Source organism: Mesorhizobium sp. WSM4904 (genome assembly GCF_029674545.1).
Lineage (GTDB): Bacteria > Pseudomonadota > Alphaproteobacteria > Rhizobiales > Rhizobiaceae > Mesorhizobium.
This window is the reverse complement of record NZ_CP121354.1, coordinates 826446-849971: the sequence shown is the minus strand read 5'-3', so window position 1 is coordinate 849971 and position 23526 is coordinate 826446. Positions and strand designations below refer to the sequence as shown.

At 65.5% G+C, this 23526-nt stretch carries 21 protein-coding genes and 1 tRNA gene; 7 read left to right on the top strand and 15 right to left on the bottom strand.

Annotated elements, in window-relative coordinates; translation table 11 throughout:
• Positions 1-119: 119 nt before the first annotated feature.
• Positions 120-1133 (bottom strand): taurine ABC transporter substrate-binding protein, encoded by a 1014-nt coding sequence (tauA, locus tag QAZ47_RS03985; protein WP_278205676.1) that lies wholly within the window; start codon positions 1131-1133, stop codon positions 120-122.
• 695 nt (positions 1134-1828) lie between these two features.
• Between tauA and QAZ47_RS03980 the strand changes: the two genes are divergently transcribed.
• Positions 1829-3169 (top strand): FAD/NAD(P)-binding protein, encoded by a 1341-nt coding sequence (locus QAZ47_RS03980; RefSeq protein ID WP_278205675.1) that lies wholly within the window; start codon positions 1829-1831, stop codon positions 3167-3169.
• A 76-nt stretch (positions 3170-3245) separates the two neighbouring features.
• Here QAZ47_RS03980 and QAZ47_RS03975 read toward each other — a convergent pair whose 3' ends face one another.
• Positions 3246-4016 carry a type 1 glutamine amidotransferase domain-containing protein gene (locus QAZ47_RS03975; RefSeq protein ID WP_278232594.1) on the bottom strand — a complete coding sequence of 257 codons (771 nt, stop codon included), beginning with the start codon at positions 4014-4016 and terminating at the stop codon, positions 3246-3248.
• A 57-nt stretch (positions 4017-4073) separates the two neighbouring features.
• Between QAZ47_RS03975 and QAZ47_RS03970 the strand changes: the two genes are divergently transcribed.
• Positions 4074-4481, top strand: coding sequence for a helix-turn-helix domain-containing protein (locus QAZ47_RS03970; RefSeq protein WP_278232593.1), 408 nt, complete (start codon positions 4074-4076; stop codon positions 4479-4481).
• 119 nt (positions 4482-4600) lie between these two features.
• Here QAZ47_RS03970 and QAZ47_RS03965 read toward each other — a convergent pair whose 3' ends face one another.
• Together QAZ47_RS03965 and QAZ47_RS03960 are read right to left on the bottom strand one after the other, a co-directional pair.
• A complete protein-coding gene (locus tag QAZ47_RS03965; protein WP_278205671.1) occupies positions 4601-5248 on the bottom strand; it encodes a cysteine hydrolase in 648 nt (215 codons plus the stop codon).
• Positions 5245-5661 carry a hypothetical protein gene (locus tag QAZ47_RS03960; protein ID WP_278232592.1) on the bottom strand — a complete coding sequence of 139 codons (417 nt, stop codon included), beginning with the start codon at positions 5659-5661 and terminating at the stop codon, positions 5245-5247. The genes QAZ47_RS03965 and QAZ47_RS03960 overlap by 4 nt, the downstream gene beginning before the upstream one ends.
• Before the next feature lie 441 nt (positions 5662-6102).
• Between QAZ47_RS03960 and QAZ47_RS03955 the strand changes: the two genes are divergently transcribed.
• The 5 genes from QAZ47_RS03955 to QAZ47_RS03935 all read left to right on the top strand — a co-directional run bounded on the left by QAZ47_RS03955 (position 6103) and on the right by QAZ47_RS03935 (position 11782).
• Entirely contained in the window at positions 6103-7539 is a 1437-nt protein-coding gene (locus QAZ47_RS03955; RefSeq protein WP_278205669.1) for a pyridoxal-phosphate dependent enzyme, read from the top strand.
• A complete protein-coding gene (locus QAZ47_RS03950; protein ID WP_278232591.1) occupies positions 7536-8705 on the top strand; it encodes a cystathionine gamma-synthase in 1170 nt (389 codons plus the stop codon). The genes QAZ47_RS03955 and QAZ47_RS03950 overlap by 4 nt, the downstream gene beginning before the upstream one ends.
• 352 nt (positions 8706-9057) lie before the next feature.
• Complete coding sequence (locus QAZ47_RS03945; RefSeq protein WP_278232590.1) at positions 9058-10299, top strand: D-amino acid dehydrogenase; 1242 nt, start codon at positions 9058-9060, stop codon at positions 10297-10299.
• Between the two features lie 53 nt (positions 10300-10352).
• On the top strand, positions 10353-11168 hold the full coding sequence (locus QAZ47_RS03940; RefSeq protein ID WP_278232589.1) for an Asp/Glu racemase: 816 nt from the start codon (positions 10353-10355) through the stop codon (positions 11166-11168).
• A 431-nt stretch (positions 11169-11599) separates the two neighbouring features.
• Positions 11600-11782 (top strand): hypothetical protein, encoded by a 183-nt coding sequence (locus QAZ47_RS03935; RefSeq protein WP_278233930.1) that lies wholly within the window; start codon positions 11600-11602, stop codon positions 11780-11782.
• 39 nt (positions 11783-11821) lie between these two features.
• On the opposite strand, the gene QAZ47_RS03930 is transcribed toward QAZ47_RS03935, so the two are convergent.
• The 11 genes from QAZ47_RS03930 to QAZ47_RS03880 all read right to left on the bottom strand — a co-directional run bounded on the left by QAZ47_RS03930 (position 11822) and on the right by QAZ47_RS03880 (position 23503).
• Positions 11822-12127 (bottom strand): UBP-type zinc finger domain-containing protein, encoded by a 306-nt coding sequence (locus tag QAZ47_RS03930; protein WP_278232588.1) that lies wholly within the window; start codon positions 12125-12127, stop codon positions 11822-11824.
• Positions 12128-12129: 2 nt separating this feature from the next.
• A complete protein-coding gene (locus QAZ47_RS03925; protein WP_278232587.1) occupies positions 12130-13818 on the bottom strand; it encodes a cyclic nucleotide-binding domain-containing thioredoxin-disulfide reductase in 1689 nt (562 codons plus the stop codon).
• Positions 13819-13965: 147 nt separating this feature from the next.
• Positions 13966-14050 (bottom strand) — tRNA-Leu (locus tag QAZ47_RS03920).
• Between the two features lie 425 nt (positions 14051-14475).
• On the bottom strand, positions 14476-15096 hold the full coding sequence (locus tag QAZ47_RS03915) for a 2,3-bisphosphoglycerate-dependent phosphoglycerate mutase (protein ID WP_278232586.1): 621 nt from the start codon (positions 15094-15096) through the stop codon (positions 14476-14478).
• Positions 15097-15180: 84 nt separating this feature from the next.
• Positions 15181-16002, bottom strand: a complete 822-nt coding sequence (dapB, locus tag QAZ47_RS03910; RefSeq protein WP_278232585.1) for a 4-hydroxy-tetrahydrodipicolinate reductase — start codon at positions 16000-16002, stop codon at positions 15181-15183.
• Complete coding sequence (locus QAZ47_RS03905) at positions 15999-17870, bottom strand: ABC transporter ATP-binding protein (protein WP_278232584.1); 1872 nt, start codon at positions 17868-17870, stop codon at positions 15999-16001. The genes dapB and QAZ47_RS03905 overlap by 4 nt, the downstream gene beginning before the upstream one ends.
• 350 nt (positions 17871-18220) lie before the next feature.
• Positions 18221-19240: a glucokinase gene (locus QAZ47_RS03900; protein ID WP_278205660.1), complete on the bottom strand. Its 1020-nt coding sequence runs from the start codon at positions 19238-19240 to the stop codon at positions 18221-18223.
• A 360-nt stretch (positions 19241-19600) separates the two neighbouring features.
• Positions 19601-20683, bottom strand: coding sequence for a penicillin-insensitive murein endopeptidase (gene mepA, locus QAZ47_RS03895; protein WP_278232583.1), 1083 nt, complete (start codon positions 20681-20683; stop codon positions 19601-19603).
• An 84-nt stretch (positions 20684-20767) separates the two neighbouring features.
• Positions 20768-21673 (bottom strand): SDR family oxidoreductase, encoded by a 906-nt coding sequence (locus tag QAZ47_RS03890; protein WP_278232582.1) that lies wholly within the window; start codon positions 21671-21673, stop codon positions 20768-20770.
• Positions 21673-22830 (bottom strand): tRNA epoxyqueuosine(34) reductase QueG, encoded by a 1158-nt coding sequence (gene queG, locus QAZ47_RS03885; RefSeq protein WP_278232581.1) that lies wholly within the window; start codon positions 22828-22830, stop codon positions 21673-21675. Before queG ends, QAZ47_RS03890 begins: the two co-directional genes overlap by 1 nt.
• Positions 22811-23503, bottom strand: coding sequence for a glutathione S-transferase family protein (locus QAZ47_RS03880; protein ID WP_278077066.1), 693 nt, complete (start codon positions 23501-23503; stop codon positions 22811-22813). Before QAZ47_RS03880 ends, queG begins: the two co-directional genes overlap by 20 nt.
• Between the last annotated feature and the right edge of the window lie 23 nt (positions 23504-23526).

Sequence of the window (23526 nt, the reverse complement as noted above, 5' to 3'; positions counted from 1 at the left end):
AAGCCGCGCCTCGTGAGCGGCTCCGGGACAGGCAAGCGCAAGGCCAGGGAAGAAGGGCCGCGCTTGTCGAGCAATTCCAGGAAGGGCGGTCTTCCTTCCGGAACTGCCTGGAGAAAAGCTCAGTTCGAGGCGAGCGCCTCGCTGGCATATTTGGTCGTGACGTATTTCGAATAGTCGGGCAGCACCGCGTCGATCTTGCCCTGCTCCTTGAGGAAGGCCGATGCCGCCGCGATCGCCTTGACCGTGCCGCCGCCGAGGAACTTGTCGGAGGCCTGCTCGTCCAGCGTCGGGAAGACATAGCCCTTGAGCAGTTCCGGCACCTCTTCCAGCTTGGCGCCGGTGATCTTGGCGATCTTGCCGGCCTCAGGCGAAGAGACCGACCAGGCCTCTGGCTTGGCCAGGTATTGGGCATAAGCCTCGCCCGTCACCTTGACGAAGTCGCGCACCGCTTCCGGATGCTTGTCGGCGAAGTCGGCGCGCACGATCCAGGCGTCGAAGGTCGGCGCGCCCCAGGCCGCCACTTGCGAGGAATCGAGCACCACCTTGCCGGAGGTCTTGATCTGGCCGAGCGCCGGGTCCCAGACATAGGCCGCGTCGATGTCGCCGCGCGCGAAGGCGGCGGCGATTTCCGGCGGCCTGAGATTGAGGATCTCGACCGCCTTGGCATCGACGCCCTCGTGCTTCAGCGCCGCGAGCAGGCTGTAATGCGTGGTTGAAACGAACGGCACCGCCACCTTCTTGCCGGCGAGGTCGGCGACTTTCTCGATGCCGGCGCCGTTGCGGGCGACGAGCGCTTCCGACGGCCCGATCAGTCCGACCACGAAGATGGTCTCAATCGGCAGCTCGCGGCTGGCGGCCGCAGCCAGCGGACTCGAGCCGACATAGCCTATGTCGACCGAACCAGAAGCGATCGCCGCGATGACGTCGGCGCCGGAATCGAATTTGCGCCAGTCGATCGCGGCCTTGGTCGCCTTCTCATAGGCGCCATCTGCCTGCGGCACCTTCGAGGGCTCGACCACCGTCTGGTAGCCGATGGTGATTTTCAAATCCTCGGCCATGACTGGGCCGAGCAGGGCGGCGCTTGCCAGCGCTGCCGACGACAGGACAAGAATGCGTCTGGAAATGGTCGACATGAAAGGCTCCATTCAAAGGAGAAAACCGGATTGCCTTTCTATCGTCTGTTAATTCTATCGGGTTTGTAGAGTTAAATCCTTCCAACCAAACGGGCTTTGTTGGAAAAGTGTCGCTAGGTACCAGCGGCGGAGGCGCAAAAGGTTGGTCGCGGGTGCTTGGTGACCGGAGCCTCTCGGAGATTGGCGAGCCGTCCCTTCTGTCGTCATTCTAGGGCGGAGCAAGGAGCGAAGCGACGCGCGCAGACCCTAGAATCCATGCCGTAAAATAGAGGTGATGCTACGGTACAGAACTGTCCGGTGTTGCGCCGGGTCTTTGTTCTGCATCGTGGCACCTATCATGAATGTAACGGAATGGATCCTAGGGTCTGCGCTCCGCTTCGCGTCGCTTCGCCCTAGGATGACGAAGCCGACCAATACGCTTGGTCAGGCTGCGAACAAAAATCCCGCTGTCACCTTTTCCAGGTAAATCCATGCCCCAGATAGCGGCGGAATTGAAACCGGCTTTCGTGTGCGAACGGGTTAGTATAGTAATCTTATCGACATTAGGGAGAGAGAACGATGCGCGACCAACTGAATCGCATACCGCTATTCGTTCGTGGCGCCGGCCGGCCGGCCGCGGCATCGGCTGCCTCATGGCAGTCGGCCCCGGCTGTCTAGGCCCGATCGCGGCCCCTCGAGCCTCCTGAATTTCAGCCATGGTTGGACGCGGCAATTCCATCATCATTGTCGGCGGCGGCGCCAGCGGCGTCGTGCTGGCTGCGCATCTGCTCAAATCGCCGAACCCCGATCTGCGCGTCACGCTGATCGAGAAGCGTCCGCATTTCGGCCAGGGCATGGCCTATTCGACGCTGCTTTCCGCGCATGTGCTCAACGTCAAGGCCTCGGGCATGAGCGCCTATGCCGACGATCCGGACAATTTCGCGCGCTGGGTGCTGGAGCGCGGCCTCGCCCTGCCGGACCAGGGGCCGTTCTATGCGCCGCGCAGCCTCTATGCCCGCTATCTGAAGGAGCTGCTCGACGATCTCGAAGACCGCGAGCGCGAGCGCGGCCGTTTGCGGCTGATCCGCGAGGAGAGCCTGTCGGTCTCGCCGACCCCGTCGGGCGTCGAGGTGGCCCTGGCCAACGGCACCAGCGTCGTCGGCCACCTTGCCGTCTTGGCCACCGGCCATGACGAGCAGCCGGGTGCCTTCCAGGGCCGCGCCATCCGGATGGGATCGGAGGCCGACACGGCGCTCGACCCGCAGGCTCCCGTGCTGGTGCTCGGCACGGGCCTCAGCATGGTCGACGCCTTTCTTTCGCTGGAGCAGCGCGGCCATCGCGGCGAGATCGTCGCCGTGTCGCGGCGCGGTCTGCTGCCCTCGCCGCATCGCAAGGGCAACCCGATCAAGCTCGATGTCGCCGACATCCCGCTCGGCACCCAGCTCTCCTATTTCGTCGGCTGGTTCCGCAACCTGATCCGCGAGAACCAGAAGGCCGGCGGCGACTGGCGCGACGTCGTCGACGGCTTGAGGCCCTTCAACCAGAAGATCTGGCAGAACTGGCCGCCCTCGGCCAAACGCCGCTTCGTCGAGCACACCAAAGCCTGGTGGGACATCCATCGCCACCGCATGGCGCCGGAGGTTTACGAGCGTGTCACCGAAGCGGTCGGCTCGGGTCGCATCCGCCTCGTTGCCGGACGCGTCGCGGACATCGAACCGAACGACGGCTTCACCGTCACGATCCAGCAGCGCGGCACGCAGGCGCAGGAAAGGCTCGAGGTCGCGCGCATCTATGACTGCATGGGCATTGCCCGCGACATCTCGAAGACGTCGAACGGGCTCGTGCGTTCGCTGGTCGAGCGCGGCCTGGCCCGTCCCGATCCGCTGCGCCTCGGCCTCGACGTCACCGCCAGATGCGAGCTGATCGCGGCCGACGGCACGGTGTCGTCGAAGCTCCTCGCCGTCGGCCCGCTGACGCGCGGCACCTTCTTCGAGATCGACGCCATTCCCGACATCCGCGTCCAATGCGCCAAGCTCAGCAAGCAATTGCTGGGCTGAGCAATTCCAGGAAAAGCGTACCGGTTTTCCGTCCGGAATTGCGTAAAAACAAATACTCCAGGTTCCGGTTTGACCTTCAGCCGCCAAGCGCCTCGCAGACGACCCGCGCGGTCTCGGCGCCGGAAAAATTCTGCTGGCCGGTGATGAGATTGCCGTCGCGCACGGCAAAGCCGCGCCACAAGCCGGCCTGGACATAGTTGGCGCCGATCGCCTTGAGTTCGTCCTCGATTCGCCACGGCATCAGATGCTTGCCGCGTTCGAGCGCGCCCATCTCCCAGGTGGCTTTGTCGGCAAAGTCCTCCTCGGCATTGGCAAAGCCGGTGACGGTCTTGCCGGCGGCGAGCAGCGTTCCGTCGGTGTGCCTCGCGTAGCGAAGGATGGCGGTGCCATGGCAGAGCGCGGCGGCCACCTTGCCGGCTTCATGGAAGGCGACGAATATCCACTGCAAATCGGTAGCGCGCTCGTAGGTGAACATCGGCGCCTGGCCGCCGGCGACGACGATTGCGTCGAAGCGCTCGACATCGATCTCGGCCACCGGTCGCGTGTTGTCGACCAGGGCAGAAAGTTTCGGGCTCGAAATGAAGCCGAGCGAGATGAGGTCGGTCTCCGAATAGCCCGATGGATCGCGCGGGTCGCTCAGCGCATCGGCCTCGCACTTGCCGCCGTCGGGCGAGAAGATCTCGACTTGATAGCCGCGTTCGGTGAAGGCGAACCAGGGATGCGTGAGTTCGCTCCACCAGAAGCCGACCGGCCACCCGGTCGTGGTCGAGACGGCCGGATTGGCGATGATGATCGCCACGCGTTTGGGTTTTCGCCCATTGACCGGATTTGGATCCCGCACGCTCATTGTCGCACTCCTTTCTGAAAGTGTTGCCTGCGAAGTCGGACAAGGCAATCTGGCCACATGGCCGGGCAATTTCCGCTTTCGTCGCGGCCCCGCCTTGCCTACCATCTGCACATGACCCAACGCGGTAGACTCTATGGCTGCCCGGTCGAGTTCGCGCTCGATGCGCTCGGCGGCAAGTGGAAGACAGTGATCCTGGCCCGGATCAAGGAGCGGCCGCTGCGCTATTCCGAATTGCGCCGGACGATCCCGTCGCTTTCCGACAAGATGCTGACCCAGCGCCTGGGCGATCTCGTCGAGATCGGTTTCGTCAGGCTCGAGGCATCGCCCGACGGCAAGGGGCGCTATACTTTGACCGAGCGCGGCCACGACCTTGCCGCTGCGCTGCAGGCGCTCTACGACTGGGGCAGCGTGCATGGCCGCGCCGAGGGCGTGCGCTTCCGCACCGATGTCGAAGCCGCCGCCTAAAGCGCGTCGCGCCGAAGCGGATTCAGGCGACGCGCTTTAAGTCTTTGTTTTTATGCATGTCCGTTATCGCAAAACCGCTGCGCACTTTTTGCGCGACATGCATTAACAAGCCCACTTCCTCAGACCGTGCTGGCAAGCGCGCCGCAAAAGCCCGCGGCATCGGTGACAACCGCTTCGCCGAGGAAACGAAGCGTGGCCAGCGAGCGGTCGCGCGCTTCCCGGTTGCCGAAGCCGCAGGCGTCATCGATCAGAACGGCCACGAAGCCATTGTCGGTCGCTTGGCGCACCGTCGGCTCGATGCCGATCTCCATGGCGATGCCGGCGAGCGCCACGGCGCGCACGCCGCAGTCACGCAAGGCAAAGCCGAAGGCGGTGGAATCGAAGGCCGACATGGTGAGCTTATCGAACACCGCCTCGTCGGGGCGCGGCTCCAGTTCGGGTACGATCCGCGTCGCTTCGGCGTCGCGCAGAAACCATGGCTCTACCGCAGCGGGATCGCCCTGCCGCTGCCAGGCCATGGCGGTGCGCAACTGCGTGGCGCCCATCCATTTCTTCGGCAGCGACAGATGGCGCGTGAACGCCACCCGCATGCCGGCCGAGCGCGCCGCTTCCAGTGCCGTGCCGGTGCGTTCGATGATCGTCGCCGCGCCTGCGACCTGGCGGCAGATGCCGACCTGCATGTCGTAGACGACCAGCGCCATGCGGCGCGGATCGCACCATTCGGCCATGCTGGTCGGGATCTCGATGCCTTCGCTTGACCAGATCATGCCGCCGTCCGATCCCAGGGCTTGGCGATGTCGACGGTCGGGTCGAACAGGAATTCGAGCGGCAGCGGCGCGTCGAAGGCGATGAAGTGCCATTCCAGCAACCCGGCCTTGGACAGCGGGAAATCGTCGGTGTAGCGCCTGGCTTCCTCGATGCTGTCGAGCTCGAAGACGATAATGACGCCGCCGACATCGGCGCGCGCATAATTCTCGCGCACGATGCCTGCCTTCCAAAGCCGCCAGACATTCGAGACCTCGTCGCGCAGATAGGGCCGCAGATCGTCGAGCGTGACGCCGGGCTTGAAATTGTCATAGCAAGAATCTTCATCGGCTGCTCCTTGCGTTGGCCCCGCGCGGAATTCGGCTAGCATGGTGGAAAAGGCAGCGGCAACGAACCACATGGTTCGTTGAAGCATCGCGGTGGTTGGCCGCTGTGGTGATCGGTCGGCAAGATGCCGCCATCTCGCCGGCCTCGGTAATCCGGATTCCTGATTGGGATCGAGGGGCTAGGCGGCAATTGAAGCGTAATCTCCCCCGTTGAGGGGGAGATGGCCGGCAGGCAGAGGGGTCGTTTCGACCGGGCTCGACCTACCTGCTGCAGAGGGAGGTTAGCGCTTCACGCGCGGTGACCCCCTCTGTCGCCTTCGGCGACATCTCCCCCGCGAGGGGGGAGATTACGCACCTCGCGAAATTCCATTCCCCCACTCGCCGCCGGATTGGCACGATCTATCTTCTTTCCAAGCCAAAAGGGCTGGAAAAGACGCTCCTGTGTGATGCGTGAAGCCGGAATGGAGTCCGGCCGGCATCATGCGCGAGATTGTAACCCGCGTCGAACTTGCTTCCATGGAGGGTCCGAGATGAGCGTGCACAGGAAAGCGGCGCCGGACGGCGCGGAAGGCAATTTGGCGCGGCTGCGTCCGCCCTACGCCTCGGTGCTCGACCTGATCGGCCAGACGCCGGTTGTCGAGCTCACCAAATTCGACACCGGCAAGTGCCGGCTGTTCATCAAGCTGGAAAGCCAGAATCCCGGCGGCTCGATCAAGGACCGCATCGCGTTGTCGATGATCGCGGCGGCCGAGAAGGCGGGCCGGCTGAAGCCCGGCGGCACCATCGTCGAGGCGACAGCCGGCAACACCGGCCTCGGCCTCGCCCAGGTCGGCATCCCCAAAGGCTACCGCATAATCCTCGTCGTGCCCGACAAGATGTCGCGCGAGAAGATCCAGCATCTGCGCGCTTTAGGCGCCGAAGTGCGCATGACCCGTTCCGACGTCGGCAAGGGCCATCCCGAATATTACCAGGACATGGCCGAGAAGATCGCCACCGAGCTGCCCGGCGCCTTCTATGCCAACCAGTTCGCCAACCCGGCAAACCCGCTGGCGCACGAGACCACCACCGGCCCGGAAATTTTTACCCAGCTCGACGGCGACGTCGACGCGGTGGTGGTCGGCGTCGGCTCCGGCGGCACGCTCACCGGTCTCGGCCGCTATTTCGCAAAACATTCGCCGAAAACCGAGATGGTGCTGGCCGATCCGGTCGGCTCGGTGCTGGCGCCGCTGATCAAGACCGGCAAGATGGAAGAGGCCGGCAGCTGGACCGTCGAAGGCATAGGCGAGGATTTCGTGCCGCCCAATGCCGACCTCTCGCTGGTCAAGAAGGCCTATTCCATCACCGACAAGCAGAGCATGCTGGCGGTGCGCGATCTCCTGTCCCGCGAGGGCATCCTGGCCGGCTCGTCCTCCGGCACGCTTCTGTCGGCCGCGCTTCGCTATTGCCGCGAGCAGACGACGCCGAAACGCGTCGTCACGCTGGTCTGCGACAGCGGCAACAAATACCTGTCGAAGGTGTTCGACGACATCTGGCTGGCCGAGCAGGGCTTGGCCGACCAAGAGCAGCATGGCGACCTGCGCGACCTTGTCATGCGCTCGCCGCGCACGGGTGACATCGTCACAGTCGGCCCCGAGGAAACCCTGCTCAACGCCTATGGCCGCATGCGCCGCTCCGATGTCTCGCAATTGCCGGTGCTCGACGACGGCAAGCTGGTCGGCATCGTCGACGAGAGCGACATCCTGGCCAAGGTCGACGGTCCCTATGACGGCCGCTGGGACCGTTTCAACGCGCCGGTGCGCACTGCCATGACCTCCAGCCTGCACACGCTGCAGGCCAGCCAGACGCTCGACGCGCTCTTACCCGTCTTCGACCGCAACGAGGTCGCCATCGTCTTCGATGGCGAGGAGTTCATCGGCCTGATAACCCGTATCGACCTGATCAACCATCTGAGGCGCCGCGCAAAATGACGACATCTGGCAGGAACCGCCTGGCCTTTTCCACCCGCACCATTCATGGCGGCCAGAGCCACGACCCGACCACCGGCGCGGTGATGGTGCCGATCTACGCCACCTCCACCTACGGCCAGCAGTCGCCCGGCGTGCACAAGGGCTTTGAGTACGCCCGCAGCCAGAACCCGACGCGCTTCGCCTTCGAGCGCGCGGTGGCCGATCTCGAAAGCGGCACGAAGGCCTTCGCCTTCGCCTCCGGTCTGGCGGCGATCGGAACGGTGCTGGAGCTGCTCGATGCCGGCGCCCATATCGTGGCCACCGACGATATCTATGGCGGCTCGTTCCGGCTGATGGAGCGGGTGCGCAAGCGCTCGGCCGGCCTCCAAGTGAGTTTCGCCGACTTCACCGATCTGGCGACGGTCGAAGCCGCGATCCGGCCCGAGACAAAGCTGCTCTGGGTCGAGACGCCGACCAACCCGCTGCTGCGCATCGTCGACCTCGAAGGACTCGCGGCGCTTGCCAAGCGCAAGGGACTGCTTACCGTCGCCGACAACACCTTCGCCAGCCCCTACATCCAGCGGCCGCTGGAGCTCGGCATCGACATCGTCGTCCATTCGACGACGAAATACCTGAACGGCCATTCCGACATGGTCGGCGGCGTGGCGGTCGTCGGCGACGACAAGGATCTCGCCGATCGGCTGAAATTCCTGCAGAACGCCATCGGCGCCATTTCCGGCCCGTTCGACAGTTTCCTGGCGCTGCGGGGCATCAAGACGCTGGCGCTGAGGATGGAGCGCCACTCTGCGAACGGCCTGAAGATCGCGCAATGGCTGGAAGGCCGGAAGGACGTGCGCCGCGTCATCTATCCCGGGCTTGCCAGCCACCCGCAGCACGAGATCGCGAAGTGCCAGATGCACGCCTTCGGCGGCATGATCTCGGTCGATCTCGACCGCGATCTCGCCGGCACCAAACGCCTCCTCGAACGCACGCAGCTCTTCACGCTGGCCGAAAGCCTCGGCGGCGTCGAAAGCCTGATCGAGCATCCGGCGCTGATGACGCACGGCTCGATTCCGGCGGAAAAGCGCGGCGCGATCGGCATTTCCGATTCGCTGGTGCGGTTGTCCTGTGGGATCGAGGACGGCGATGATTTGATTGCGGATTTGGAGCAAGCGTTGGGGGGATAAACAGCCTTCGTCGCGATCCTTCGCGCCCTCTCTGTCCTGGCGACTGTCCTTCGTCATTCTAGGGCGGAGCAAGGAGCGAAGCGACGCGCGCAGACCCTAGAATCCATGCCGCGACGCTAAGGCGTTGCTGCACCTCAGAATTCTGCTCCGTTGCACCCTACGGCAGAGGTCACGGCATGGATACTCAGGTCAAGCCCGAGTATGACGACGTCACGAGGGCCATCAGCCAATCTCCAACTTCGTCGCCAGAAGCCCTTACCCCACGGCTGTCCCGCCGACACTCCGTATGTGTGCCATTGCAGACTGCAGCTTACACCTTACAGTGAGCCAGCTTGCGATCTCCGGAGGCGTGATGCGCGTGATCGTGTTGGGTGGCGGCGTTGTCGGCGTCACCACCGCCTATCAGTTGCAGAAGGACGGGCACGAGGTCGTCATCCTCGAGCGCCGCGCCGAAGTCGCCGCCGAGACCAGCTGGGGCAATGCCGGCATGATCGCTCCCGGCCATTCCTTCGTCTGGTCGTCGCCCAAGGCGCCGATGATCCTTTTGAAATCGCTGGTGCTGAAGGATCAGGCGCTGCGCTTCAAGCTCTCGGCCGATCCCAGGCTCTACAGCTGGTCATGGCTGTTCCTGATGGAATGCACGGCCGAGAAGGCCAGGCGCAACACGCTGCTCAAGCATCGCCTTGCCGCCTATTCGCAATCGGTCCTGCACGAGGTCATCGCCGACGAGCAGATAGACTATGACCGCAACGATCGCGGCATCCTCTATTTTCACCGCAGCCAGCAGGCGCTCGACAAGGGCGTCGAGCACATGAAGCTGCTGGAATCCGACGGGCAGGAGATCAGGGTACTCGACCGCGCCGGCGTCGTCGCGCTCGACCCGTCGCTTGGCTCGGCGAAGGAAAAAATCGCCGGCGGCATCCATTGCCCGACCGACGAGACCGGCGATCCTGCAAAATTCACCCGGGCGCTTGCCGCCAAGGTCGTGGAGCGCGGCGGCGTGATCCATACGGGAACGACGATCACCGGCATCGAGACTTCGGGCGACGGCGTCACCCGGGTGCTCACCGACAAGGGCAACTTCAAGGGCGACGCCTATGTCCTGGCGCTCGGCTCCTACAGCCCGCTGATCGCGAAGACGATCGGCATCAGCCTGCCGATCTACCCGATCAAGGGCTATTCGCTGACCATTCCCGTCGGCAACCGGCCGCATCCGCCGACCATCGCCTCGGTCGACGAGCACAATCTGGTCGCCATCTCGCGCTTCGGCGACCGCATACGCGTCACCGCAACGGCCGAATTCGCCGGCTACGACACCAGCCACAAACCGGCCGATTTCGCCTTCATGAAGGGCGTGACGCAGGAGCTTTATCCCGAGGGCGCCGACTATGAGCGCGCCGAGATGTGGGCGGGCCTGAGGCCGATGACGCCGAACAATCTGCCCGAGTTCGGACGGCGGCGCCTCGGCAACCTCTATCTCAACACCGGGCACGGCCATGTCGGCTGGACCATGTCGCATGGCTCGGCCCGCATCACCGCCGATCTGATCGCCGGCCGCAAGCCGGCCATTTCGATGGATGGACTTTTGAACTGAACGCTCGGATTCCAAACGGGAACCGAACCGAGATCGACGAGAAAGGGAATGCCATGTCTGTCAGCGCAGCCCGCCTTCATTCTTCGGCACCGGTCGATCCCAAGCCGGTCGACCTCGGCATCTTGCCGTCGGAGCTCGACGGCGGCCTTGCCTCGCGCGCGGCGATCGGCCTCGCGATCCTCGCCACCGACCAGACGTTGGAGCACGAGTTCCGCGCGCTGGTGCGCATTCCGGGCGTCGCCTTCTACGAGGCCCGCCTCTTCAACGACAACGACATCACGCCCGACACGCTGCGCGCCATCGGCCCGCGCATCGCGCCGACCGTCGACCTCATCCTGCCCAGCATTCCGCTCGACGTCGTCGGCTTCGGCTGCACCTCGGCCACCATGACGCTCGGCGAGGAGGCCGTGTTCGCCGAGATCAGGAAGGCGCGGCCGGGAGTCGCCTGCACCACGCCGGTCACCGGCGCGCTCGCCGCCTTCAAGGCGCTCGGCGCCAGGGGCATCGGGCTGCTCACGCCCTACGCCCCCGAGATCAACCAGGGCCTAGTCCGTTATTTCACCGGCCGCGGCCTCGACATCGCCGCCGTCGCCACCTTCGACCGGCGCGACGATCGCGAGGCGGCTCGTATCTCGCTCGCCTCGATCGAGGCGGCGGCCGAGCGCATGGCGGCGACGCCGGGCGTGGACGCGATCTTCATCTCCTGCACCAGCCTGCGCGTCGCCGAGGCGGTGGCGGGGCTCGAACGGAAGATCAGCATCCCCGTCACTTCCTCGAACCACGCCATGGCCTGGCACTGCCTGCGGCTCGCCGGCATCGACGACGTCGTGCCGGCCGGTGGCAGATTGTTTGCGCTGCCGGCACTGTAATCAGCGCGGCGAACTTTTCAGGGGACCGTCATACATTGTCAAATATAGCGCTGGTCGACCCCCACTCCGTCTCGGCTTCGCCGAGCCACCTCTCCCCCGATCGACGGGGTAGAGGAAAGGCGCCAAGCTTTTTGGCCTCAACGCTCGTCCAGCAAGGCTCCCTTCCTTTCCCTCCGGAGGGGGGAAAGGTGGCGCTGCGAAGCAGCGACGGATTGGGGGAACCACGTGGCAATCAAGCCTCGGCCCGATCAGTCACGCCAGTCATAGAAGATGTGTGCATGCCCTAGACAAAATGGGGAGAGGTGGCCGCGAAGCGGACGAGAGGGGCCGGCTCTGCCTACGCGGTTACATGAGATCGCCCTCCGTTAACGGAATCGGAAGGAGATGCTTAACGCTTCGCTACTATGTCCCGCTCTGGGAGGCAGGACAGAGTGAGCGCGATGAACGACAGCCCCGAAAAGCGCAATGAATGGCGCGCCATTTTCTACGTGCAGGCGCGTGTCGCCATTCTGTTTGTCCCGATCATCGTCAGCCTGCTGATCATCGGCGCACTCGCCGGCAATGACCACGATCCCGCCGCCATCGACCGGACCGTGACAAGTTCGGTGAAATAGGCGGCCTGACGACCGACACCCGCCGGTGTTCCGCGCAATCTAGACAAAGCGCGGGATCGGGCCGTTCTGCGCCGTCGTTCGCTCGCCGAGGTCGATGAACACCTCGTCGACATAACACCAGCCCCAGCCTTCCGGCGGATCGTAGCCTTCGATGATGGGATGCTGGGTGGCATGAAAATGCTTGGTGGCGTGGCGGTTGGGCGAGTCGTCGCAGCAGCCGACATGGCCGCAGGTGCGGCAGAGCCTCAGATGCACCCACCAGGAGCCGCTCTTCAGGCATTCCTCGCAGCCGAGCGCGCTCGGCGTCACGTCCTGGATGTCGTCCGTATGCCTGCATTCGTCCATCACTATCTCCTCGTCAATTCGGGATGACTGGCGCGGCCGCCATTTTGCGCCAGATAAGCATGCAGCGCCGCAACCACCTGGGCGCCTTCGCCGACGGCGGCGGCGACGCGCTTGGTCGAGCCGCAGCGCACGTCGCCGATGGCGAACACGCCGCTGCGGCTGGTCTCCATCGGGCCGTGTCCCGGCGCCACGTCCGCTCCGGTGCGGACAAAACCCTTGGCGTCCAGCGCCACGTCGCAACGCGTCAGCCAGTCGGTATTCGGGTCGGCGCCGATGAACAGGAAGACATGGCGGATGGGGCGCGTCGTCGCCACGCCGGTCGCCCGGCTGCGCCACCGCACTTCCTCCAGATTGCCTTCGTGGCCGTCCAGCGCCTCGATCTCGGTCTCGGGCAGCACTTCGATGTTCGGCTGCGCCTCGATGCGCTCGACCAGATAGCGCGACATGGTGGCGTCGAGGCTGTCGCGACGCGCCAGCAGCGTCACCTTGCGCACCTGGCTCGCCAGATAGACCGCCGCCTGGCCGGCCGAATTGCCGGCGCCGACCAGCGCCACCTCCTGGTCCCGGCAAAGCCGTGCCTCGATCGGCGAGGCCCAATAATGCACGGACGTCCCCTCGAACTGCGCCAGGTTGGCGATGTCGAGGCGGCGGTAGCGTGCGCCGCTGGCGATCACCACAGTGCGGGCGCGCACGGCCTCGCCGTCGCCGACATCGAGCCGGTAGCCGGTCATGTCGTCGGCGGCGCCGAGCAATTTGGCTTCATCGGGGATCACCATCTCGACGCCGAATTTTTGCGCCTGGTTGTAGGCGCGCGCCATCAGCGCCATCCCCGTGATGCCGGTCGGGAAGCCGAGATAGTTCTCTATTCGTGAGGAAGCACCTGCCTGGCCGCCGAAGGCGCGGCAGTCGAACACGATCGTCGACAGCCCTTCGGAGGCGGCATAGACTGCGGCCGCCAACCCCGCCGGCCCCGCGCCGACGATGGCCACGTCGTAGACCTTGTCGGCGTCGACCGGCCGCAGCAGGCCGACACAGCGGGCAAGGTCGCCCTCGCCCGGATTGTGCAGCAGCTTGCCGTTCGGGCAGAGCACGATCGGCAGATGGTGCGGATCGACATGAAAACGCTCGATCAACGTCTTGGCGCAGGGGTCGGTGTCGGAATCGAGAGCGCGGTGCGGCAGGCCGCTGCGGCGCAGAAATCCCTCAAGCCGCAGCACGTCGCCATTGCCCGGAGGGCCGATGACGATCGGCCCGCTGATACCGCTCTCGAGCAGGCCGACGCGGCGCAGGATCAGCGCCCGCATGACGCGCTCGCCGAGATTCGCCTCCTGCACCATCAGGTCGCGCAGCCGCTGCGAGGGGATGACGATCGCCTCGACCGGCCCGGCCGCCTCCGCACTGACCAGCGACGGTCGGCTCGAAAGCTGCGCCAGCTCGCCGATGAAGTTGCCGGCGCCGTACGTGATGATCGCCTCGCGCGGGCCGAGCCCGCCGGCCTGCGTAATGTCGACCTTGCCCGACAGGATGAGGATCAGCCCGGGCGAGACCGTGCCGGCGGTGACGATATGCTCGCCGGCGGCATAGCTGCGCGCTTCGCCGAAACGACGCATGCGCTCGATATCCGCGTCGGCGAGCACGGGGAACATCTGGTCGCGGCGGGCGGCAATGGTCGGACTGACGGAGAGGGCCATGAGGCGGACCGTAGCGTTATGGCCGCCGGGTTTGAAGCGGTTTGTTCGGCCGGAAGAGGAGGTTGTTGGCTGCCGACGGCGCCGGCGACCCCCATCGCTCTTGGAACTCCGGGATGGCCTGCCATCCGAAGCTCGAAGAGCGAAGGATGGTGCCCAGAAGAGGACTCGAACCTCCACTCCTTGCGGAACACGGACCTGAACCGTGCGCGTCTACCAATTCCGCCATCTGGGCTGGTGGGCGCTCATGTAAGCGGGCAAGCGATACGTGTCAACGCGCTTTTTTCAGAGCATGATCCCCAAAGTGGGAACCCAGTTTCGGAAAAGATCATGCTCGATTAAGAAACGTCCGCAGCCTGCCGGCTTAGTTTCGGGGCGTCGGCGCCGCCCCTCATCCGCCTGCCGGCACCTTCTCCCCGTATAGTGACGGGGAGAAGGGGCTGGCCGCAACGCTGGCTCTCGTCTTGCAACGCTGAAGATTGGCGAAACCGGCGAAGAGAGCGCCCCTCTCCCCGTCACTATACGGGGAGAGGATGCCGGCAGGCAGGTGAGGGGCAGCGTCAACGCCGAAAAGGTGAGGGCGGGACGGAAACAAACGTGCTGGGAATGCCCTCGGAGATCGCCCGCCTGCCCTCTGACCGCCACAAGGAGGCCAGAGCCTCACCCCTCCAGCACTTCCTTCTTCGCCACTGTCGAATCGGCGTTGAGCTTGTAGATCACCGGCACGCCGGTGCCGAGCTCGAGCTTGACGATTTCCTCGCCGCTCTTGCCGTCCAGCGCCATGATCAGCGCGCGCAGCGAATTGCCGTGGGCTGCGACCAGCACCGTTTCGCCGCGCAGCACATGCGGCTGCACGTCGTGCAGGTAATAGGGCCATACGCGCGCGCCGGTGTCCTTCAGGCTTTCGCCTCCGGGCGGCGCGACGTCATAGGAGCGGCGCCAGATATGCACCTGCTCCTCGCCCCATTTCTTGCGCGCGTCGTCCTTGTTGAGGCCGGAAAGGTCGCCATAGTCGCGTTCGTTGAGCGCCTGGTCGCGGATGGTCTTCAGATCGCCCTGGCCGACCACGTCGAGGATGATCTGGCAGGTCTTCTGCGCCCGCTTCAGCGCCGAGGTGTAGGCGATGTCGAACTTCAGGCCGCGCGCCTTCAGCTTCTCGCCCGCGGCGAGCGCTTCCGCATTGCCCTGCTCGGTCAGACCCACGTCGCGCCAGCCGGTGAACAGGTTCTTCAGGTTCCATTCGCTCTGGCCGTGGCGCACGAGCACGAGAGTTCCCGACATGTTTGCTCCTCTAGGGTTTGAGCAATTCCGGGAAAACTGTGCAGCCATCCGGAATTGCGCGAGAACGAAATACGACAGGATGCCTCAGCTCAGGCCGAGCACGTCCCGCATGGAATAGAGCCCGGGCTTCTTCGCGCGGGCCCAAAGCGCCGCTTTTACGGCGCCGCGGGCGAAGATCGCCCGGTCCTCGGCCTGGTGGGAGAGCGTGATGCGCTCGCCGGTGCCGGCAATGATCACGCTGTGCTCGCCGACCACCGAACCGCCGCGCAAGGTGGCGAAGCCGATCGTGCCGGCCTTGCGCACGCCGGTATGGCCGTCGCGCGCCCGCACGCTATTGTCCTCGAGCGCGATCCCCCTGCCCTTCGCCGCCGCCTCGCCGAGCAGCAGCGCCGTGCCGGACGGCGCGTCGACCTTGTGCTTGTGGTGCATCTCCAGGATCTCGATGTCGAAATCTTGCGGCTCGAGCGCTCGCGCCGCCTGCTCCACCAGCACTGCCAGAAGATTGACGCCGAGGCTCATATTGCCGGATTTGACGATCGTCGCGTGGCGCGCGGCAGCCGCGATCTTCGCGTCGTCGTCGGCCGAGCAGCCGGTCGTGCCGATGACATGGACGATGCGCGCCTGCGCGGCATAGCCGGCGAATTCGACGCTTGCGCCAGGCGCCGTGAAGTCCAGAACGCCGTCGGCCTTGGCGAAGGCCGGCAGCGGATCGTCGGCGATCGGCACGTTGATGATGCCGATGCCGGCGAGCTCGCCGGCATCCTTGCCGAGATAGGGCGAGCCCGGCCGTTCGACTGCTCCGGCGACGCGCGCGCCGGGCATGGAGTGGATGGCGCGGATCAGCGTCTGGCCCATCCGGCCGGCGGCGCCCACCACCACCAGGCCCATATCGCCTGCTTCGCTCATGCGTTTCTCCCGACGACCTTCTTCGCGCGGCTGCGCGGCAACGGAGTTTGGCCCGAAGTCTGGCTTGCCTTGGCGTCATCGACAAGCCCCAGCCCCTTGTTGCCCTGGACCCGGTGGAAGCGGGCGTAGACGCTGTGCGGGTCGGCCATCAGCGAGGCATGCGTGCCTTCCTCGACCAGCCGGCCTTCCTCCAGCACGATGATATGGTCGGCATTGACCACCGTCGACAGCCGGTGCGCGATGACGATGGTGGTGCGCCCTTCCATGACATGGGTCAGCGCCTCCTGCACGCGAGCCTCGGCCTCGTTGTCGAGCGCCGACGTCGCCTCGTCGAGCAGCAGGATCGGCGCCTGGCGCACTATGGCGCGGGCGATCGAGACGCGCTGGCGCTGGCCGCCCGACAGCGTCACGCCGTTCTCGCCGACCGGCGTGTCGTAGCCCTGAGGCTGCTGGCGGATGAACTCGTCGGCGGCCGCCTGTTGCGCCGCCAGCTCGATCTCTGCGTCGTTGGCGGAGAGCCGGCCGTAGCGGATGTTGTCGCGGATCGTGCCTTCGAAGAGATAGGGCGCCTGCGAGACATAGGCGATCGAGCCGCGCAGCGACTGCTTGGTCACCTTGGCGATGTCCTGGCCGTCGACCACGATGCTGCCTTGGTCGACGTCGTAGAAGCGCTGCAGGAGCGCCACCAGCGTCGACTTGCCGGCGCCCGACGCGCCGACGATCGCCGTGACCTTGCCGGCGCCGGCGGTGAAGCTCAGGTTCCTGAGCACCGGCATGTCGGCGGAATAGCCGAACGAGACGTTGTCGAAGCGTACCTCGCCGCTGGTGATTTTCGCCTCGACGGCGTCGGGCGCGTCCTCCTGTTGCGGTTCGAGGTCGAGCAGCTCGTAGATCATGCGGGCGTTGACCAGGGCCCGCTCCATGCCGACCTGCATGCGCGCCAGTCGCCTCGCCGGGTCGTAGGCGAGGATCAGCGCGGTGATGAAGGAGAAGACCGCGCCCGGCGGCTGCCCGAGAACCAGAGCGCGATAGCCGGAATAGGCAATGACCGCGGTGACGGCGAGACCGGCCAGCATGTCGGAGATGGGCGACAGCCGCTCCGAGACGCGGGCGATCTTGTTGCTGCGTTGCTCCGCCGTGTCCGCCATGTGGTCGATGCGCCGCGCCAGCTCTCCCTCCATGGTGAAGGCCTTGACGATGGCGATGCCTTGCGTGGCCTCCTGGATGGCGCCGATCAGCCGGGAATTGATCAGCACGGATTCCCGGTTGATTTGCCGCACGCGACGGGTGATGTAGACCACGGCCCAGATCAGCGGCGGTCCGATCAGCAGCGAGCTCAGCGACAATACCGGGTCCTGGTAGATCATGAGTCCGACGAGGCCGACCAGCGTGACGGCGTCGCGGGTGATCGACGTCAGGGTCAGGGACAGCAGGTCGCGAATGCCGCCGACATTCTCGTTGACCTGCGCCGCCAGTCGGCCCGAACGCGTGTCGTTGAAGAAGCCGACGCCGAGCTTCATCAGGTGGTCGAAGATGCGCTTCTGGTAGCGCGCCACCAGATTGTTGCCGATCTTGGCCAGCGCCACGGCCTGACCATAGCCGGCGAAGCCGCGCAGCACGAAAGCTCCCATGAAGCCTGCGCAAATCCACACGATCGCGTCGCCACGCCGCTCGTAGAATATCTGGTTGACCATCGGCGCCATGACCCAGGCCGAGAACGCCGTCGTGCCCGAGACCAGCAGCGAGCAGGCGATGACGACGACATAGGACCAGCGATGGTCACGACCGTTCTCGGCGAGAATACGGCGCAGCACCGCATTGACCTCGCCGGGCCGGGCCTTTTGCTTGCTTGGGGTTTCAAGTGTCAAATCGGGAGCGCTTCATGATTCTGACAGGACGGGGCGGCTTTTTCGGCCCCCCTCTTAGCGCCCCGGCCACGGCTTGCCTATGGCGAAACTTCGTCGCGGCGTCGCGGAGGCGGCGAAGGATGATTTTATTTTGGAGGCCGGCGCCAGGCACCCCCCTCTGGCCTGCCGGCCATCTCCCCCTCAAGGGGGGAGATTGGCAGCTTTAGCGCTTCGCTCGATCCTGCAATGTTGGCGATTGGCGAAAGCCGCAGTGACGTCCGATCTCCCCCCTTGAGGGGGAGATGTCCGGCAGGACAGAGGGGGGTGCTTGGCACAGGCCTTTCAGACATCTGGGCCTGACCGCGCCAGCCTCACGTCCGCCAGTGCCGCCCCGCCGTCTGGACGCCGAACAGCGATGGCGTCCTGGCATAGGCGGCGAGACCAAGCAGCGCCGCCAGCGGATGGGTGATGACATAGACCGGCATCGCGCGCATCAGCGCGCTGTGCGGCGCCTTGTCCTCGAAAGCGGCGCGGAAATTGCCGGCTTTCAGCGCCGGCACGATTTTTTGCGCGATGCCGCCGGTGAGAAAAACGCCGCCGCGGCTCATGAACACCAGCGCCAGATCACCCGCGGTGCGGCCGAGGCAGGTGACGAACAGCGACAGCGCCTCTTCCGCCACCGGATCGGATTTGGCGAGCGCTGCCGCGGTGACTTCCGCCGGCGTGGTGAAGGGCGCCGGCTTTGCGTCGGCCTTGGCCACCGCCCGATAGAGATTGACCAGTCCTCGACCGCACAGGATCTGCTCGCCGGAGATGCGGCCCTCGAGCTTTTCGATATGCGGGAACACCTCGAAGTCGCGCGGCGTGCGCGGGCCGATGTCCATATGCCCGCCCTCGCCCGGCACCGGTATCCAGTGGCGAAGCGCGTAGATCAGCCCGGCGACGCCGAGCCCGGTTCCGGGGCCGAGCACGACCCGGCCGGCACTGGGCTCGGGCGTGCCGCCGCCGATCTTCTCCATATGCTCTTCGCCGAGCGCCACCACGGCCAGCGCCTGTGCCTCGAAATCGTTGAGCACCAAGATCTCGCTCAAGCCCAGATTGGCAAACATCTGGTGCGGCTTGACCACCCAGGGACAGTTGGTGAGCCGGATCTCGTCGCCGTCGACCGGGCCGGCCACCGCCAGCACCGCCGAATTCGGCTGGATCGACGAGCGGTCTAGCACCGCCGCCTGGATCGCCTCGTCGATGGTCTTGAAATTGGCCGTCTGGACGATCTGCGGCTCGGTCGCTTCCGAATTGGCGTCCAGCACGATCGAGAAGCGCGCATTGGTGCCGCCGATGTCGCCGATCAGGACCGGAAACCGCAACGCTGTATCGTCTTCGCCAACCATGCTCTTTGTTCGCCCCGTTCCGGCCGTCTGTTGGGTTGAACTAGCGCATGGGCCGGCAAAGGGAAAGCCGGTTGGCGCCAGTTCCGGAGCAATCGTTTCAGGTTCGAATTCCGTACTCGTCCCATTTTTCCGGCGTTGGCACTGCCCCTCACCTGCCTGCCGGCATCCTCTCCCCGTATAGTGACGGGGAGAGGGGGCCCTGTCGCCACCGATTTCGCCAATCACCAACGTCGCAGGAAGAGCGCCGAGGTTGCGGCCAGCCCCTTCTCCCCGTCACTATACGGGGAGAAGTGCCCGGCAGGGCGACGAGGGGCAGCGCCTGGTTCGACAATTGGCCCGTCAGGGCGAAATGCCCCGGCGTCAGTTCCCCGGCCTTGGCCTTGGCAACGGAATGCCGATCTTCGGTGTCGGTGCGAAGGCGCTTGCCGCCGCAGGCATCGCGGAGTTGTCGCTGGAGATCGTCTCGGCTGGTACGGTCGGTTCCGGCTTGGCCGCCGCGACCGCTGCCGCGCCGCCGCCCTGATAGGTGACGGCCGCCAGCGACGGTGCATCCGGAGCGGCAAGCACCGCCTGGCACTCTTTCGGCAAATTGGCCATGGTCATCAGGTCGCGGGCCTTCGGCGCATCCGGGTTCTTGTTCGGGCGCCAGGGCTCCTCGGTGAACCACCAGGCCAGCGGCTTGCCGCAGCCGTCGTCGTCGGGCGTCGCCTCCTGCGCCTTGCAGCCGGGCGAGCCAGGCTGGCAGCCGATGCGCATGTGGAAATGATAGTCATGGCCCCAGAAAGGGCGGATCTTGCGCAGCCACGAGCGGTCCCCGGTGACCGTATCGCAAAGTTTCTTCTTGATGCCCGGATTGACCAGGATGCGCTCGACTTCCGGGTAGCTCGCCGCGCGCTTGAGCAGCCGCGTATGCGCCGGCGTCCACAGCGCGTCCTTCACCAGATGCGTCTTCTCGTCGACCATCAGCGTGGCGCTCATATTCTCGCGCTCGGCAAACGTCAGCGGGCGCCTCGGCATCGGCGTCAGCCAGATGTCGGCGTCGAGGCCGATCTGGTGCGAGGCGTGGCCGGTCATCATCGGCCCGCCGCGCGGCTGCGAGACGTCGCCGATCAGAAGCCCCGGCCAGCCGTCCGTCTGGGCGTCGCGCGCGAGCTTCTCGATCAGCGCAATCATCGCCGGATGGCCCCAGCGACGATTGCGCGACGGGCGCATCACTTCCCAGCTCGGTCCGTCCATCGGCAGGGCGACGCCGCCGGTAAAGCAGCCTTTGGAGTAGAAGCCGAAGGATTGCGCGGGCGCTACCGCCGGCAGCTTCTTGGCGCCGAACAGGTCTTTTGCACGTGGTTCGGCCGAAATCGCGGCCGCCGCCAGCGCGGCCAAGGTCATCAGCGCAAGCGCGGCGGTCAGGAACGGCCTCCTGTCGGGCAGCGATCGCAACGTCATCAGGTCGGGTCCCCTCTCCAGTGGCGCGACGCAATCTCGGGCGCTTTGGGCGCGAATCATATCATGCCATGCGCGGCGCTTCGATCACGAGCGGTTCATCGGGCTGCGCGGCTCTCCATCCCGCCAGTTGCCGTCGGCCCACATCCGCTCCAGCGCCACCCGGTAGTTCGGGAAGCGGAAGCTGTAGCCGGCCGCCTTGATCGCCTTGTTGGCGACGCGCTTGTTCTCGCCATAAAAGGAACGCGCCATGGGCGAAAGTTGGGCGGTCTCGAAAGGAATTTCCAGCGGCGGCTCGACGCCCATCAGCCCGGCCGCATAGGCGACGACGTCCTGCGGCGGCGCCGGCTCGTCGTCGGTGACGTTGAAGATGCCGCCGAGATTGCGTTGCGCCAGATGCCAGAGCGCGCCGGCGATGTCGTCGCAATGGATGCGGTTGAACACCTGGCCGGGCTTGACCAGCCGCCTTGCGGTGCCGTCATCGAGATTGACCAGCGCGTTGCGGCCCGGCCCGTAAATGCCGGACAGCCGCAGGATCGCCACCGGTTTTTCGATCTCCCGACCGAGCGTCAGCCAGTCCTGTTCGGCCGCCACCCGCATCATCGAGCGCTTCGACACCGGTTTGCAGTCGGCGCCCTCATCCACCCAGGCCCCGCCGTGGTCGCCATAGACGCCGACGGTGGAAAGATAGCCGATCCATTCGAGCGCCGGCATTTTTGCGCGGATCGCCTCCCTGGCGGCGTTGAGCACAGCATCGCTCGCTTCGTCCGGGGCGACCGAGATGATGAGATGCGTCGTTTGCCGAAGGGCATCGCCGATCTCGGGGGTCAGCGATCCGTCGAAATGAAGCGGCTCGATGCCTGCTTGCTTCAACGCCTCGAATTTTCCCGGCGAGCGGGTCGTGCCAAGGATGGGCGCGCTCTGGCTGTTGGCCCGACCGAAGGCCTTGCCGGAATAGCCGGCGCCGAAGATGAAGAACCGTTTTTCGCCCATCAGGAATCCTCTGCATGATCCGGCAGCGCCGAAAGCCATTCGTCGCGCACCGCTTTGTCGTCTTCGGTCTCTAGGGCCGGCGCGGCGAGCTTCGCAAAATCGCGCCGCGGCATCAGTCGCGACAGTGCCCAAACTGCCGCACCCCGCACCAGCGGCGAGTCGTCATGGAGCAGGTCAAGCACCGTGTCGATCAGCGATATATCAGCCGAATTACCGGCGGCGATCAGCACGTTGCGGATGAAACGATCGCGGCCGATCCGCTTGATCGGCGAGCCCGAGAAGAAGGAGCGGAACGCCGCATCGTCGAGCGCGAGCAGTTCCGAAAGCTTAGGTTCGCGCAGGTCCTCGCGCGCGGCAAGCTTGGCCTCCGAGGCGACGCTGGCGAATTTGTTCCATGGGCAGGCGGCCAGGCAATCGTCGCAGCCATAGATGCGGTTGCCGATCTTCTCGCGGAATTCGCGCGGGATCGGCCCCTTGTTCTCGATGGTGAGGTAGGAGATGCAGCGCCGCGCATCGAGCCGGTAGGGCGCCGGAAAAGCATCGGTCGGGCAGACGTCGAGACAGGCGCGGCAGGAGCCGCAATGGTCGATTTCCGCCGTGTCCGGCTCGAGCTCGGCCGTCGTGAAGATGGTGCCGAGGAACAGCCACGAGCCATGCGCGCGGCTGACCAGATTGGTGTGCTTGCCCTGCCAGCCGAGGCCGGCGGCTTCGGCAAGCGGCTTTTCCATCACCGGGGCCGTATCGACGAAGACTTTGACATCGCCACCCGCCCGCGCCACGATCTTGCCGGCGATCTCCTTCAGCCGGCCCTTCATCACGTCGTGATAGTCGCGGTTTTGCGCGTAGACCGAGATCGCGCCGCGATCGCGTTTTTGGAGAATATCGCGGGGGTCGCGGTCCGGACCGTAGTTCATCGCCAGAACGATGATCGAGCGCACCTCCGGCCACAGCGTCGAGGGCTCGGCCCGGCGCAGAACCGTCTCTGCGATCCAGTCCATCGAGCCGTGAAAACCGTCGGCGACGAATTCGGCCAGGCGCGCCGGCGCCAGCGGGATCGCCTTCGGTCTGGTCACCGCGATCGCCTCGAAGCCGGCGCGGCGCGCCTCCGCGTCGATCAGGGCACGCAGCTTCTTCTTGTCAGAAGTCGAGGTCCGCATAATGCGATACCGGCGACAGGCCGCGCACCCGGTCGGTGAGCAGCGGCCGGAACGACGGCCGTGATTTCACGCGTGTATACCATTCGCGCGCCGCCGAGTGCTCGCGCCAGTCGATCTCGCCGAGATAGTCGAGCACCGAAAGCGTCGCCGCCGCGGCGAGGTCGGCATAGGTCACCTTGTTGCCGGCGAGCCAATGGCGCGTGCCGGCCAGCCAGTTGGTGTATTTCATATGCTGGCGGATGTTGGCGCGCGCGGCGCGGATCGCCGCCGAATCGGGCGAGCCGCCGCCCGCCGTTTCCGGCATCACCGGCTTCAGCACGCGCTCGCGCACCAGATGCCGGGTGACCTCGCTTTCGGCCTTGCTGAGATACCAGTCGGTCAGCCGGCGGATTTCGGCGCGCTGCATCGGGTCTTCGGCGAACAGCCGCTTGTCGCGCTTCAGCACCCCGCGCGTTTCGTCGAGATATTCGGCGATCACCATGGCGCCGACGATCGGCACGTCGCCTTCGGCAAGCAGGATCGGCAGCGTGCCGGCCGGGTTGAGCGCCAGAAACTCCTTGCGCCGCGTCCAGGGCTTCTCCTCGATCAGCGCCAGCTCCTCGCCATACTCGCCGAAAGCGAGGCGCACGAACCGGCAGGTGGCGAACATCGGATGGTGGAAAAGCGTCAGCATGGTTCCGCGATGATAGGGCGCAC

Bases quoted from the DNA above. Each gene is read 5' to 3' on its own strand.
- QAZ47_RS03980 (WP_278205675.1), top strand. From the start codon at position 1,829: ATGGTTGGACGCGGCAATTCCATCATCATTGTCGGCGGCGGCGCCAGC.
- QAZ47_RS03930 (WP_278232588.1), bottom strand. From the start codon at position 12,127: ATGGACGAATGCAGGCATACGGACGACATCCAGGACGTGACGCCGAGC.
- QAZ47_RS03900 (WP_278205660.1), bottom strand. From the start codon at position 19,240: ATGGTTGGCGAAGACGATACAGCGTTGCGGTTTCCGGTCCTGATCGGC.
- QAZ47_RS03945 (WP_278232590.1), top strand. From the start codon at position 9,058: ATGCGCGTGATCGTGTTGGGTGGCGGCGTTGTCGGCGTCACCACCGCC.
- QAZ47_RS03890 (WP_278232582.1), bottom strand. From the start codon at position 21,673: ATGGGCGAAAAACGGTTCTTCATCTTCGGCGCCGGCTATTCCGGCAAG.
- mepA (WP_278232583.1), bottom strand. From the start codon at position 20,683: ATGACGTTGCGATCGCTGCCCGACAGGAGGCCGTTCCTGACCGCCGCG.
- QAZ47_RS03925 (WP_278232587.1), bottom strand. From the start codon at position 13,818: ATGGCCCTCTCCGTCAGTCCGACCATTGCCGCCCGCCGCGACCAGATG.
- QAZ47_RS03955 (WP_278205669.1), top strand. From the start codon at position 6,103: ATGAGCGTGCACAGGAAAGCGGCGCCGGACGGCGCGGAAGGCAATTTG.
- queG (WP_278232581.1), bottom strand. From the start codon at position 22,830: ATGCGGACCTCGACTTCTGACAAGAAGAAGCTGCGTGCCCTGATCGAC.
- QAZ47_RS03950 (WP_278232591.1), top strand. From the start codon at position 7,536: ATGACGACATCTGGCAGGAACCGCCTGGCCTTTTCCACCCGCACCATT.
- QAZ47_RS03915 (WP_278232586.1), bottom strand. From the start codon at position 15,096: ATGTCGGGAACTCTCGTGCTCGTGCGCCACGGCCAGAGCGAATGGAAC.
- tauA (WP_278205676.1), bottom strand. From the start codon at position 1,133: ATGTCGACCATTTCCAGACGCATTCTTGTCCTGTCGTCGGCAGCGCTG.
- QAZ47_RS03960 (WP_278232592.1), bottom strand. From the start codon at position 5,661: ATGCTTCAACGAACCATGTGGTTCGTTGCCGCTGCCTTTTCCACCATG.
- QAZ47_RS03965 (WP_278205671.1), bottom strand. From the start codon at position 5,248: ATGATCTGGTCAAGCGAAGGCATCGAGATCCCGACCAGCATGGCCGAA.
- dapB (WP_278232585.1), bottom strand. From the start codon at position 16,002: ATGAGCGAAGCAGGCGATATGGGCCTGGTGGTGGTGGGCGCCGCCGGC.
- QAZ47_RS03940 (WP_278232589.1), top strand. From the start codon at position 10,353: ATGTCTGTCAGCGCAGCCCGCCTTCATTCTTCGGCACCGGTCGATCCC.
- QAZ47_RS03975 (WP_278232594.1), bottom strand. From the start codon at position 4,016: ATGAGCGTGCGGGATCCAAATCCGGTCAATGGGCGAAAACCCAAACGC.
- QAZ47_RS03970 (WP_278232593.1), top strand. From the start codon at position 4,074: ATGGCCGGGCAATTTCCGCTTTCGTCGCGGCCCCGCCTTGCCTACCAT.
- QAZ47_RS03880 (WP_278077066.1), bottom strand. From the start codon at position 23,503: ATGCTGACGCTTTTCCACCATCCGATGTTCGCCACCTGCCGGTTCGTG.